Here is a 12479-nt window from a genome sequence, read left to right as displayed (position 1 = left end):
AGCAGTGCCGCACTGTTGAACCATCAATGTTGTATCCGCGCCGGGCTCCCACAAGGACTACCTGCCGTGGCGATCCCTAAGGCGGCAAAATGACGGTCTTCAGCGAACTGCGGATGCGCCCGGTAACGGCCATGCCCAGCGGGTGGAATGCCTCCACCACCGCGCGGCTGGTAATTTCCGGTGCGGCCATCTTCCTCCTCCTGGTGGGCGCCAACCTGGCCACGCCGCTGTACCCGCTGCTGCAGGCCGACCTGGGCCTGTCCAGCCTTGATGTGACCGCCGCTTTTGCCAGCTACGTCCTGGCGTTGGTGGGAACGCTGCTGCTCGCGGGGCACTGGTCGGACCATATCGGCCGGCGTGCTGCGCTCCTGGTGGCCGTCCTGACCGGGCTGGTGGGCGGCTGGATCTTCGCGGAAGCGGGAACACTGGCCGCCTTGTGCGCGGGCCGGGCACTACAGGGAATGGCTGTCGCGCTGGCCACCGGGGCAAGCGCCGCTGCCCTCCGTGAACTGCTCCCGTCCCGTCCGGAGTGGGCATCGCGCTTTACGTTGCTGGCCTCATCCGGGGGAGTGGCCGCCGGCCCCGTCATCGGCGGGCTGCTGTCGCTGCTCCCCGGCCCCACCACGGCCCCGTACGTCGTCCACTCTCTGCTGCTTGCCGGTCTCCTGGTCCCGCTGTACCTGGTCCGTGCCCGCCCGGCCATCATGGTGCCGGCAGTGTCCCGGCCGCTGCATGCCCTGGCTCCGCGCCGGCCTTCCGTTTCCCGCCAGGCGAGGGGCGCATTCTGGCTGGCGTCCGCAGTCGGCTTCCTGAGCTTCGCAGTCTTTGGCTTCTCCCTGTCCCTGGCACCGGGTTACTTTGCCCAGGTCCTTGGCACTGACTCCCGGCCGTTGATCGGCGTGTTGGCCGGCCTGCCACTGGGCGCGTCAGCATTGAGCCAGCTGGTGACCGTCCGGGGCCGCCTGACCGTCCCGGGCGGGCTCGCAGTCCTTGGCGTCTCCGTCATCCTGCTGGGGGCCGCCGGCGCCTGGCACAGCCCCCTGCTGCTGGTGGGGGCCGCCGTGACTGCCGGGCTGGGGCAGGGCCTGTCGTTCCGCATTGTCTTTAACGACGTTGCCGACAAGGTGGAGCCCGCCCGCCATGCCCAGATCATCAGCACCGTCTACGTCATCACCTACCTGGGGAGTGCGGTGCCGGTCCTGGGCCTTGGCTGGGCCAGCGCGGCGTTCGGGATGGCGCCGGCCGTCCAAGGCTTCGTCCTGCTGTGCGGCGTCGCGGCCCTTGGCCTGTCAGCCTGGACGCTCGCAGCCATGGCCGTCCGGCAGCGAAAGTGACACCCCGCCTCCCCAAATGAGCAGGGCAGGGCTAGTCGGGAAGGGGCCCGTGGTTGCCCTGGATGTGTTCGAAGACCAGGGTGGTCTCGGTGTGCCCCACCACGGGATCGGTGGCGAGGTTGTCCAGGACCCAGTCCCGCAGGTCTTCGGTGCTTCCGACGGCGATGTGCAGCAGGTAGTCCACCGAACCTGAGGTGTGGAAGGTGGAGAGCACGGCCGGCAGGTGCGGCACGCGTGCGGTGAAGCGGTCGATTTGGTCCCGGTCGTGGGCGCGGAGCCGCACGGCCACCAGCGCCTGCACAGACCTGCCGATGGCCGACAGGTTCAGCTTCGCCTCATAGCCCTGCACGATGCCCCGTTCAGACAGCGCCCGGGTGCGCATCAGGGCCGTGGATGGAGCGATCCCCACCAGTTCGGCGAGCTGTTTGTTGGAAATCCTCGCGTCAGAGACGAGGGCTTCCAGGAGCCGTTCGTCGATGGCGTCGAGCGGTTCAAGATGTGGCCCGGGCCTGGGGTTCCTGGGATTCGTACTCACTGCGGTTCCTTCCACGCGATCTTTCGTTCATCCTAGACCGCAGAATCGTCGCCATCCGCTCAGCCCGGGCGTGCCCTGCCGAATATCCAAGCCCCTTTTAGAGCTGGGGAAGCCGCTTAATTCACGGACGGCGCGGCGGACCTCAGGAAGGGGCTGTTTCGGCCCGGGGATGGACGACGGCGACAGTTGCGGCAGTGACGCAGGCCAGCGCCATGACGGCTCCCGCCAGGGCGCCCCAGCCCCACGCCTGGAAGACCAGGCCGCCCGCCCATCCAAGGAGGCTGGAGCCCAGGTAGTAGGCCAGGTTGTACAGCGAGGCCGCCTGGGCCCGGCCGGTACTGGCGATGGCGCCGGTCCACCCGGACCCGATGCTGTGGGCGGCGAAGAAGCCCCCGGTGAACACCACCAGCCCGGACAGGATCAGCACCAGGGACGGGGTGAGGGTCAGGGCGAGGCCGGCCACTGCAAGCGCAAGTCCCGCGAGCAGGACGTTCCGACGGCCATACCTTGTGGTCAGGCCCGCAGCCCAGCGGGAGGAAACAGTTCCGGACAGGTAGGCCAGGAAGATCAGGCTGATCACGGTGGCCGGGAGCCCGAACGGCGCAGCGGACAGCCGGAAACCCAGATAGTTGTAGACGGCCACGAACCCGCCCATCATCAGGAAGGCCTGGGCGTAAATGGCCAGCAGCCGGACATTCCGAAGATGGGCGGCGAGCGTCTGAATGGCGTTCCGGAGGCCGGCGGCCTGGGCCGGAACGAATCCCCGGGCCCGGGGCACCAGGACAAGGAATACGACGGCGGCAACGGTCGCCAGCAGGGACACGGCCAAGGCCGCCGAGCGCCAGCCCCAGAGTTCACCAACCGGCCCCGCTACGAGCCGGCCTGACAGGCCGCCAAGGGTGGTGCCGGCAACATAGCTTCCTGCAGCCAACGCGGCATGGGCTTTGCTGACCTCTTCGTTGAGGTAGGCAATGGCGATGGCGGGAATGCCGCCCAGGGCCATCCCCTCCAGTAGCCGCAGCACAAGCAGCATGGTGAAGTTCGCGGACAACGGCACCAGCAGGCCCAGGACGGTGGCCGCCGTGATGCCCCACATCATGGCCTTCACCCGGCCAATGCGGTCTGCCAGGAAGGACCAGGGGATCACCGTGGCGGCCAGCCCCATGGTGGACAGGGAGATGGTGAGGGCGGCCTCGGCAGCAGTGATGTCCAAGTCGGCCGCCATGAGCGGCAGGACCGCCTGGGTGGCGTAAAGCTGCGCGAAAGTGGCCACACCGGCGCACGCCAGTCCGGCGAGGACGCGGCCGTAGTCCCGCGATCCCTTGGGATGCCCACTCCAGACGGGTGAGGGGCCGGTGCCGGCTGGTGCCTTCTGTCGCATCCAGCCAGCGTAGTCCTCCCGAAATGGATGCTTCCAATGCATCTTTCCTGTCAAACTGATATCGATAGTGGGTCATTCGAGGCAAAGGTAAGGCAGCAATGGAACCGGACCGGAAACAGTTGGCGCAGCTGCTGCCGCTCCTGCCGGTACTGGCCGAGCTGGGCCGCACCGAGCATGTGACGGAGACAGCCGAGTTGCTTGGAGTACCCCAGTCAACGGTGAGCAGGGCACTGGCCCGGGCCAGCGCCGCCGTCGGCACCGAACTCCTGGTCCGGGACGGGCGCGGGGTCCGCCTGACTCCCGCTGCCCGCACGCTTCTGCCTTACATCGAGCACGCGCTGGCGGAGTTCCAGGCCGGGCTGGACCTGGTCCGGAACGAGTCCCAGGTGGTCAGGGGCACTGTGTCTGTGTCCTTCCAGCACACATTCGGCGAAGCCACCCTGCCCCTGCTGATCAGCGCCTTCCGTACCCGACACCCCGGAACCGCCTTCCGGCTTAGCCAGGGCGCCCGGAACAGCTGTTTGGAGGAGCTTGCTTCCGGCGAAGCCGACCTTGCCCTCACCGCGCCCGTGGCCCCACCCGGGAAGAACCTTGATTCGGCGCCGCTGTACCGTGAGCCGCTCCGGCTGGTGGTGCATCATGGACACCCGCTGGCGCGGAAGCGGATGGCGGCCGTGGCCGATATCCGGACCGAGCCGTTCGTTGCCCTGGGGCCCGGGTACGGGCTGCGGTCCCTCACCGATGCACTGTTCCGCGAGGCCGGGTACCGCCCGCGGATCGCCTTTGAAAGCCAGGATTCCCACACGGTCCGCGGACTGGTCGCGGCAGGCCTCGGCGTCAGCGTCCTCCCGCCGGGCGGTGAGGCGCCGGGCCGCACACTGCGCCCCGAAACGGGCGACCTGGGGTGGGTGGAAGTGCCACTGGATTCCCCGCTCGCCTTTAGGGAGGTCGGCGTGAGCTGGCGGCGCCGGAAGCCCGAAAGCGAACCTGTTCCGGCCAGGCTCTTCCGCGAACTGGTGGTCTCCCAAGGTCCGGGCCTGTTGGCTGGGCTGGTCACCAGGGCGGGCCGCTGAGCAAGTAAGACGGCCGACGGCGGAGCGCGCCGGCCGGGGCCAGGCGCGGCCGGGTGCCGCACGGCACGCCCTCCCCGCAAGTACCCTTGTGACGTGACGAACACCCAGAACACTTTCGCCCATCCCGTCGAGCCGGCCGCGGAAGCGCCAAGCGACCCGCAGCAGGGCAACCCGCTTCCTGTAAACCCGCTTCACGGCATCACGATCGGGCTGGACATCGGGGGCACCAAAACCCACGGGGTCCGCTTTGAGGACGGCCGGCCTGTCGCGGACGACTCGGCAGGCAGCTCCAACGTCCAGAACGTCACCCGTGAACAGGCGGCCCGCAACCTCGCGGAGCTGTTTGCCCGGATCGGCGGAGGACGTGTGGACCGGGTGTATGCGGGCTCGGGCGGAATCGATACCGACGAGGACGCTGCAGCCCTGGCTGCCCTGATCCAGCCGCTGGCCCCGCAAGCACGCGTCACCGTTGTCCACGACTCGCGTTTGCTGCTGGCGGCAGGCCGGGCCGGCACCGGGGTGGCCGTCATCGCAGGGACGGGCTCAGCGGCCTGGGGACGCAATGCCGACGGCGGCGAGGCCCGGGCCGGCGGCTGGGGTTACCTGCTGGGGGATGAAGGCAGCGGCTATTGGCTGGGCCGCGAAGCGGTGCGGCACAGCCTCCGCAGGATGAACCAGGGCCTGCCCATCGACCAGCTCACCGCAGCCCTTCTGCGGTCCTGCGGGCTGGACCACCCCAACAAGCTGATAGCGCTGTTCCACTCCCCGGACACCGGGCGCCGCTTCTGGGCGCAGCAGGCCCGGCACGTGGTGGAGGCGGCAGCTGCCGGGCACCAGGACAGTGCAGCCCTGCTGGCCCGGGCCGGGCAGGACCTTGCTGCCCTGGCGGAACAGGTGCTGGGCCAGCTGAAAATCGACGGGCCGGTGATCCTGGGGGGCGGGCTGGGGATGAATGTTGCTCCCCTGCAGGAGTCATTCCGCCGGAACCTTGCCGCAGCCGGAATCATGGATGTGCGGGTCCTGGACCAGGAACCGGTGTTTGGTGTCCTGCAGCTCCTGGCAGAGCCCGCCTGACCCTTTAGGCAGGACTCCTAGCTGACGGACCGTTTGCGGGGTGTCAGCCGAACGCCGGGAAGCGGGGGAGCCGGGATGCGTCCTGCCTCCGCCCCGGCGTCCGGACCGTGCCCGGGCACCAGGCCGTAGCGGGCGGCGGCCGTTTCGGTGTCCGGCAGCCCCGCCTGCGCTTCCCAGTCATCCCGGGCCTGTTCCACTTCGTCGTGGGTGCGGCCCACAAAGTTCCACCACATCAGCAGTTCCTCACCGAACGGCTCACCGCCGATCAACAGGAAGCGCGTGCCAGGACGCGCCTGCATCCGCAGCTCGCTGCGGCCGGTGCCCAGGTAGCCCAGCGGCCCCGCCGGCAGTTCCTGCCCGTCCACCGCCAGGCCGCCGTCGAGCACCAGGATGCCGTGCTCGAACGCGGGCTCCAGCGGGAGCACCGCCTCCCCTTCACAGGAAACGTCAGCGCCGACGATTGGCGAGTACATCGTTGCCGGGGACGCCACTCCGGCAAGCTTTCCCACCATCACGGTGGCGGTAAAACCCTGGCCGGCGGCGCGCGGCAGCTCGCGGTGCTGTTCGAACGCCGGTTCCCTGTGCCGGTCCCCGTCGGGAAGGGCAACCCACAGCTGAAGTCCCCGCTGCAGCGGCAACTCCTGGCCGCCGTCGGAAGGAAGCACCGCGAACTCCGAGTGCGACACGCCCTGCCCCGCAGTCATGATGTTCAGCTCGCCCGGACGCACCACCACATCGCTGCCCACACTGTCCCGGTGCCGGATGTGCCCCGCCAGGGGCCAGGTCACCGTCTGGAGCCCAATGTGGGGGTGCGGGAGGACAGACATGGCGGTCCGGTCGGGGCCAAAGCTGTCCAGGAAGCACCAGGCACCGATCGTCGGCAGTCCGCGCTGGGGCAGCGTGCGTTTGACGTTCATGGCGCGGACTCCGCCCAGCGGCACTTCGCGCTCCGGCCACAGCTGCAGGCACGGGCCCGGGGTGCCTTCGGCAGCGGCAGGCGGGCACAGCTCTTCCTGGGGTGAAATTTCCAAGTTGGTCACGCCTTTACTCTAGGCGCGCTGATGCCACCTCAACAGGAGTGGTGCGCGTCCCATCCCGGACACCCATCCGTGCAGGACAGGGTACCGAATGGTCACAGTAGGGATTCCTTTGCGGGGATTGGGGCTTTAGCTGCTGAAGGCCGCCCCCGTTTGGGTTACCGTAACTATCAGCGTGCTGATGGCAGTGTCGCGGTGCTGAAAGCAGCCCGTCCAAGAGAACAGGTAAGTCCGCACCATGGACCAGGCGATGATTGAGTTCCAGAGCGTTACCAAGCAGTACCCGGGCGGCCAGCCCGCCGTGGACGGGTTGTCCATGTCCATCGCCAGGGGCACGGTCACAGTCTTCGTGGGCCCTTCCGGCTGCGGCAAAACAACGTCCCTCCGGATGATCAACCGTATGGTGGAGCCCACATCCGGGACCATCACCGTGGATGGCCGGGACGTCACCTCCGTGCCGGCGGCCGAACTGCGCCGCTCCATGGGCTACGTCATGCAGTCGGCAGGGCTGCTGCCGCACCGCTCGGTGCTGGACAACATCGCTACCGTTCCCAGGCTGAATGGGGTTTCGAAAGCTGACGCCCGCAGGCGCGCCGAGGAGCTCCTGGACGTGGTGGGCCTGGCGCACTCCCTGGGCACGCGGTATCCGTCGCAGCTGTCCGGCGGCCAGCAGCAGCGCGTAGGCGTAGCGCGCGCCCTCGCTGCAGATCCGCCCATCCTCCTCATGGACGAGCCGTTCAGCGCAGTGGACCCGGTTGTCCGGGACGAACTCCAGCACGAGTTGCTGCGTCTGCAAAAGGACCTGGCCAAGACCATCGTGTTCGTCACCCACGACATCGACGAAGCCACCATCCTGGGCGACAAGGTTGCCGTCTTTGCCACCGGCGGCAAGCTGGCCCAGTACGCCACCCCTGAGGAAATCCTCCGGGCGCCGGCCAACAACTTCGTGGCGTCCTTCGTCGGCCGGGACCGCGGCTTCCGGCACCTGGGTTTCAGCCCGTCCGACGGCGTGGTGATCCACCCGGTGCCTACGATTATCCGCGCTGCAGGGGGATATGAGTCCGATTCCAGCGCAGCCGGCGGATGGCAGCTGGTGGTGGACCCGGACATGCAGCCTTTGGGATGGTCCGCGCCGGGCACTGAAACCGAACTCGTTCCCGGCGGTTCGCTGTTCCGTCCAGGGGAAAGCCTCCGGCGGGCCCTGGACGCAGCCCTGTCCTCGCCGTCGGGCCTGGGCGTTGCCGTCGACGCCGACGGCAAGGTACTCGGTGTGGTCCGCGGCGGTGAGGTGCTGGCGCTCATCGAAGAAGCGCGCCAGGTGCGGCAGGCTGCCCTCTGATGGAATGGTTCCTTGCCAACACCGGCATGATCCTGGAACGCGGCGGCCAGCACCTTGTGCTGGCCATCGTTCCCATGGTCCTGGGCCTGCTGATTTCCATTCCGCTGGCGCAGTTGGCACGGCGGAACAGCGCACTGCGCTCCGTGGTGCTCACGGCCTCCTCGCTCCTGTACACCATTCCGTCGCTGGCTCTGTTCATCATCCTGCCGACCATCCTGGGCACCCGGATCCTGGATCCCCTCAACGTGGTGGTGGCGCTGACCATCTATGCGGTGGCCTTGCTGGTCCGCGCCGCCCTGGACGCCTTCGACTCCGTTGACGCGGACATCAGCCAGGCCGCGCAGGCAATGGGCTTCAAGCCGCTGGCCCGTTTCCTTCAGGTCGACCTGCCGCTCTCCCTGCCGGTCCTGTTCGCCGGACTTCGCGTAGTGTCCGTCAGCAACATCTCGCTGGTCAGTGTTGCGGCACTCCTGGGTGTCGGCAACCTGGGGATGCTCTTTACCGACGGCCTCCAGCGGGATTTTGTCACCGAGGTGGTGGTGGGCATCATCGCCATCCTGGTCCTTGCGCTGCTGATGGATGCTGTCCTGGTCCTGCTGGAACGCATCCTCACCCCGTGGGAGCGGGCCGGCGGCCGGCGGGACCGCGGTGTTGGGCGTGCCCCTGCGGACGCGCCGGTGGCTGCGGAGCGGTCTGCGTCAACGGCGGGAGGAGCAGCATGAGCAACGTCTTTGCCGATACGTTCGCCTGGCTCACCGACCCGGAGCACTGGTCCGGAAGCATGGGCATCCCTGCCCGAATGGGGGAGCACCTCCAGTACACCGGCCTGGTCATGCTCATCGCCACCGCCATCGCCGTTCCCGTCGGGCTTTTCGTCGGCCACACCGGAAAGGGCCGGGTGGCCGTCGTGGCGCTGGCTGGGGCCCTCCGTGCACTTCCCACCCTTGGCCTGCTGATCCTGTTCGTGCTGCTGGCCGGAATCGGACTGATGCCCCCGGTGTGGGCCCTGGTGATCCTCACCGTCCCGCCGCTGCTGGCCGGAACCTATGCCGGAATATCCAGTGTGGACCGGAACGTGGTGGACGCCGCCCGTGCCATGGGCATGACGGAACCGCAGGTCCTGTTCCGGGCCGAGCTGCCTAATGCGCTCCCCGTCATGTTCGGCGGATTCCGGACCGGCGTGCTGCAGGTGATCGCCACTGTCTCCGTGGTTGCCTACATCAACCTCGGCGGCCTGGGCCGCTATCTCTTTGACGGCCTGGTCCTCAGCGACTTCCCCCAGATGCTGGGAGGCTCCCTCCTCATCGCGGTGCTGGCCATCGCCGTCGACCTCGTCCTGTCCCTGTTCCAGAGGCTGTTCCTGACCCAGGGGCCCTCGAAGCTGTCCTATCGCAGCCAGGAGGCTGCGGTTGATCTCACAGACCCCGTTGTTGCGGAGACTGTTGTACAAGGAGGTAAGTCATGAAAGATAGCCGTCCCCAGCGCCTCGGAAGGCGGGCATTCGGTGGCCTCGCCGCCGGGGTTGGCCTGGCCGTGGTGCTGTCCGCCTGCGGCGGTTCATCCGATCCCCTGAAAAGCCCGCCGGCATCGAGCAGCGGGGCCTCCGGCCAAGCCACCTCCCTGGTGGTGGGTTCGGCCGACTTCCCCGAGAGCCAGATCATCGCCGAACTCTACGCAGGCGCGCTGAACGCCAACGGGATCACCGCCACCACCAAGCCGAACATCGGCTCCCGCGAGGTCTACTTCAAGGCAGTCCAGGACGGCTCCGTGGACGTGGTGCCGGACTACAGTGGCAACCTGCTGCTGTACGTGGACAAGGAAGCCAAGGAAGTCTCCGCCGGCGACATCGCCAAGGCACTGCCCGGCAAGCTGCCGGAGGGGCTCGGCGTGCTGGACGCATCCAAGGCTGAAGACAAGGACGCCATGGTGGTCACCAAGGCCACCGCGGAAAAGTACCAGCTGAAGTCCATCGAGGACCTGGCCAAGGTCTGCAGCGAGATCGTGGTGGGGGCACCCGCCACGTTCGCCGAGCGCGCCTACGGCCTGCCGGGTCTGAAGAAGAACTACAACTGCGTCCCCAAGAAGCTGGAGCCCTTCAGCGACGGCGGCGGCCCGGTGACGCTGAAGGCGCTGCTGGAGGACCAGGTGCAGGTGGCTGACATCTACACCACCACGCCCTCCATTGCCGACAACGACCTGGTGGTGCTGGATGATCCCAAGAACAACTTCATCGCCCAGCAGGTCCTGCCGCTGTACAACAAGGCGAAGATGACGGACAAGGCAAAGCAGGCTCTGAACTCGGTGTCCAGCACGCTCACCACCGATGACCTGATCAACCTCAACCGTGCGGTCAGCGGCAGCCAAAAGCAGGACGCCAAGACGGCGGCCACCAACTGGCTCAAGGAGAAGGGCATCGTCAAGTAGGCATCACGCCCCTCCGGCGAGGGGAGCTTCGGTAATGACGACGGCGGCTGCCGGACCTTTGAAAGGTCCGGCAGCCGCCGTCGGCCATGTGGTGGATGTCTCAACGGGGATGCATCCTTCCTGTGGCATATTTGAGGAATGGCAGAATTCAGGCAGTCCACGAAGCTTCACAACGTTCTCTATGACATCCGTGGACCGATTCTGCAGGCCGCCCAGCAGATGGAGGCGGAGGGCCACCGGATCCTCAAACTGAACATCGGCAACCCGGCCCCGTTCGGCTTCGAGGCACCGGACGCCATCCTGGTGGACATGATCCGCCACCTGCCGCACGCCCAGGGCTACAGCGACTCGCGCGGCATCTTTTCCGCCCGCACTGCGGTGTCGCAGTACTACCAGACCCGCGGCATCCAGAACATCCACGTCGATGACATCTACCTGGGCAACGGTGTCAGCGAGCTCATCACCATGTCCCTGATGGCGCTGCTGGATTCAGGCGACGAAGTCCTCATCCCGACGCCGGACTACCCGCTGTGGACGGCCTCCGTGGCGCTCGCCGGCGGTAAGCCCGTCCACTACCTTTGCGACGAGGAATCCGGGTGGCAGCCTGACCTTGAGGACATGGAAGCCAAGATCACGCCCCGCACCAAGGGAATCGTGGTCATCAACCCGAATAACCCGACGGGCGCGGTCTACCCGGAAGAGACGCTGAAGCGCATTGTTGCCCTGGCTGAAAAGCACGGCCTGGTGGTCTTCGCCGACGAGATCTACGAAAAAATCCTGTATGAGGACGCCGTCCACGTTAACCTCGCCAAGCTCACCGACGACCACGTCCTGTGCCTGACGTTCAGCGGGCTGTCCAAGGCCTACAGGGTATGCGGCTACCGGGCCGGCTGGATGGCCATATCCGGCCCCAAGAAGGAGGCTGCCGACTACCTCGAAGGCATCAACCTCCTGGCCAACATGCGGCTGTGCGCCAACGTCCCGGCCCAGCACGCCATCCAGACCGCACTGGGCGGCTATCAAAGCATCAACGACCTCATCCTCCCCGGCGGCCGCCTGCTGGAACAGCGGAACAAGGCCTATGACATGCTCAACGCCATTCCCGGCGTCAGCACCCAGCAGGCCAGGGGCGCGCTCTACCTCTTCCCGCGCCTGGACCCCGACGTCTACCACATTCGCGATGATGAGAAATTCGTCCTCGACCTGCTGAGGGAACAAAAGATCCTCGTCTCCCACGGGCGCGCCTTCAACTGGGTCCGCCCCGACCATTTCCGGATGGTGACGTTGCCGAACGTGAAGGACATCGAGGAGGCCATTGGCCGTATGGGGGACTTCCTAAGCAGGTACCAGGGGAACTAGCCTGTGCTCACGGGCCCCTGCCCGTGCAACCCTTGGCGAAAGGATTCCCATGGCCCGCGTCGTTGGCTTCGACCAGCATCCTGCCCAAACCCTTCGCGCGGGGGAGGGTTTCTCCCTTGCCGCCGTGGATCCCAACTCAACGCCTGGCTACAGCGGAACCAAGGATGACGGCAAGCTGCTCCTCGCGGAGATGGACGACGAACTTTCCGAACTCCAGGAAAAGCTCTTTGCGGAGTCCCGCTTCGGCGGAACCAAACGGGTCCTGCTGATCCTGCAGGCCATGGACACCGCGGGCAAGGGCGGGATCGTCAGCCACGTCATGGCATCGATGAACCCGCAGGGCGTCCACTTCAAGGCATTCAAAGCCCCCACCGACGAGGAAAAGTCCTACGACTTCCTATGGCGCATCGAGAAGGAAGTGCCGGCCGCCGGGATGGTGGGTGTGTTTGACCGTTCCCATTACGAGGACGTCCTCATCCACAGGGTCCACGGCTGGGCCAGTCCGGATGAAATCAAGCGGCGGTACGTTGCCATCAATGAATTCGAGGCGAGGCTGACGGATTCCGGTACCAAGGTGGTCAAGGTGATGCTGCACATCAGTGGGGACGAACAGAGGGAACGCCTGCTGGCACGGCTGGACAACCCTGCCAAGCACTGGAAGTACAGCCACGGCGACCTGGACGAGCGCGCTTTTTGGGACGATTACATGAGTGCCTACCAGGCTGCGATCGACGAAACGAGCACGCCGGTCGCGCCCTGGCACGTCGTCCCGGCCAACAAGAAATGGTATGCCCGGATCGCGGTCCAGCAACTGCTGCTCGGCGCCCTCTCCGGGATGAACCTCAAATGGCCAAAGGCTGAATTCGACGTCGCCACAGAGCGGGAACTGGTGGCCCGTTCCTGAGGATCGCTCCCGTGAATCG

12 protein-coding genes are annotated in these 12479 nt (G+C 66.8%); 9 read left to right on the top strand and 3 right to left on the bottom strand.

The annotated features are described in order from the left end of the window. Positions 1–89: 89 nt before the first annotated feature. Positions 90–1334 (top strand): MFS transporter, encoded by a 1245-nt coding sequence (locus tag LFT46_RS13910; protein ID WP_236820141.1) that lies wholly within the window; start codon positions 90–92, stop codon positions 1332–1334. A gap of 31 nt (positions 1335–1365) precedes the next feature. On the opposite strand, the gene LFT46_RS13905 is transcribed toward LFT46_RS13910, so the two are convergent. Together LFT46_RS13905 and LFT46_RS13900 are read right to left on the bottom strand one after the other, a co-directional pair. After that, complete coding sequence (locus LFT46_RS13905; RefSeq protein WP_236799022.1) at positions 1366–1869, bottom strand: Lrp/AsnC family transcriptional regulator; 504 nt, start codon at positions 1867–1869, stop codon at positions 1366–1368. 142 nt (positions 1870–2011) lie between these two features. Then, complete coding sequence (locus tag LFT46_RS13900; RefSeq protein ID WP_236820140.1) at positions 2012–3250, bottom strand: MFS transporter; 1239 nt, start codon at positions 3248–3250, stop codon at positions 2012–2014. 98 nt (positions 3251–3348) lie between these two features. Here LFT46_RS13900 and LFT46_RS13895 point away from each other — a divergent pair, with 98 nt between their 5' ends. After that, positions 3349–4323, top strand: coding sequence for a LysR family transcriptional regulator (locus tag LFT46_RS13895; protein ID WP_236820139.1), 975 nt, complete (start codon positions 3349–3351; stop codon positions 4321–4323). Between the two features lie 93 nt (positions 4324–4416). Next, positions 4417–5397 carry an N-acetylglucosamine kinase gene (locus tag LFT46_RS13890; protein WP_442863649.1) on the top strand — a complete coding sequence of 327 codons (981 nt, stop codon included), beginning with the start codon at positions 4417–4419 and terminating at the stop codon, positions 5395–5397. A 17-nt stretch (positions 5398–5414) separates the two neighbouring features. On the opposite strand, the gene LFT46_RS13885 is transcribed toward LFT46_RS13890, so the two are convergent. Beyond that, entirely contained in the window at positions 5415–6437 is a 1023-nt protein-coding gene (locus LFT46_RS13885) for a pirin family protein (RefSeq protein WP_236799019.1), read from the bottom strand. Positions 6438–6672: 235 nt separating this feature from the next. Here LFT46_RS13885 and LFT46_RS13880 point away from each other — a divergent pair, with 235 nt between their 5' ends. The 6 genes from LFT46_RS13880 to LFT46_RS13855 all read left to right on the top strand — a co-directional run bounded on the left by LFT46_RS13880 (position 6673) and on the right by LFT46_RS13855 (position 12460). After that, positions 6673–7773, top strand: a complete 1101-nt coding sequence (locus tag LFT46_RS13880; protein ID WP_272910801.1) for an ABC transporter ATP-binding protein — start codon at positions 6673–6675, stop codon at positions 7771–7773. Next, positions 7773–8495 (top strand): ABC transporter permease, encoded by a 723-nt coding sequence (locus tag LFT46_RS13875; protein WP_236799017.1) that lies wholly within the window; start codon positions 7773–7775, stop codon positions 8493–8495. The genes LFT46_RS13880 and LFT46_RS13875 overlap by 1 nt, the downstream gene beginning before the upstream one ends. Then, positions 8492–9238, top strand: a complete 747-nt coding sequence (locus LFT46_RS13870; protein WP_236799016.1) for an ABC transporter permease — start codon at positions 8492–8494, stop codon at positions 9236–9238. The genes LFT46_RS13875 and LFT46_RS13870 overlap by 4 nt, the downstream gene beginning before the upstream one ends. Beyond that, positions 9235–10197: an ABC transporter substrate-binding protein gene (locus LFT46_RS13865; protein ID WP_236820138.1), complete on the top strand. Its 963-nt coding sequence runs from the start codon at positions 9235–9237 to the stop codon at positions 10195–10197. Before LFT46_RS13870 ends, LFT46_RS13865 begins: the two co-directional genes overlap by 4 nt. 138 nt (positions 10198–10335) lie before the next feature. Then, entirely contained in the window at positions 10336–11556 is a 1221-nt protein-coding gene (locus LFT46_RS13860) for a pyridoxal phosphate-dependent aminotransferase (RefSeq protein ID WP_236799014.1), read from the top strand. A gap of 49 nt (positions 11557–11605) precedes the next feature. Next, positions 11606–12460 carry a polyphosphate kinase 2 family protein gene (locus LFT46_RS13855; protein WP_236799013.1) on the top strand — a complete coding sequence of 285 codons (855 nt, stop codon included), beginning with the start codon at positions 11606–11608 and terminating at the stop codon, positions 12458–12460. Positions 12461–12479 lie beyond the last annotated feature (19 nt).

Source organism: Arthrobacter sp. FW306-07-I, assembly GCF_021800405.1.
GTDB lineage: Bacteria > Actinomycetota > Actinomycetes > Actinomycetales > Micrococcaceae > Arthrobacter.
Note: the sequence above shows the minus strand (reverse complement) of the source record. Positions and strands in the feature narration are given on the sequence as shown.

What these genes read in the sequence shown, in the direction of transcription:
- LFT46_RS13910 (WP_236820141.1), top strand. Translation starts at nt 90, where the DNA reads ATGACGGTCTTCAGCGAACTGCGGATGCGCCCGGTAACGGCCATGCCC.
- LFT46_RS13900 (WP_236820140.1), bottom strand. Translation starts at nt 3,250, where the DNA reads ATGCGACAGAAGGCACCAGCCGGCACCGGCCCCTCACCCGTCTGGAGT.
- LFT46_RS13895 (WP_236820139.1), top strand. Translation starts at nt 3,349, where the DNA reads ATGGAACCGGACCGGAAACAGTTGGCGCAGCTGCTGCCGCTCCTGCCG.
- LFT46_RS13880 (WP_272910801.1), top strand. Translation starts at nt 6,673, where the DNA reads ATGGACCAGGCGATGATTGAGTTCCAGAGCGTTACCAAGCAGTACCCG.
- LFT46_RS13875 (WP_236799017.1), top strand. Translation starts at nt 7,773, where the DNA reads ATGGAATGGTTCCTTGCCAACACCGGCATGATCCTGGAACGCGGCGGC.
- LFT46_RS13870 (WP_236799016.1), top strand. Translation starts at nt 8,492, where the DNA reads ATGAGCAACGTCTTTGCCGATACGTTCGCCTGGCTCACCGACCCGGAG.
- LFT46_RS13865 (WP_236820138.1), top strand. Translation starts at nt 9,235, where the DNA reads ATGAAAGATAGCCGTCCCCAGCGCCTCGGAAGGCGGGCATTCGGTGGC.
- LFT46_RS13860 (WP_236799014.1), top strand. Translation starts at nt 10,336, where the DNA reads ATGGCAGAATTCAGGCAGTCCACGAAGCTTCACAACGTTCTCTATGAC.
- LFT46_RS13855 (WP_236799013.1), top strand. Translation starts at nt 11,606, where the DNA reads ATGGCCCGCGTCGTTGGCTTCGACCAGCATCCTGCCCAAACCCTTCGC.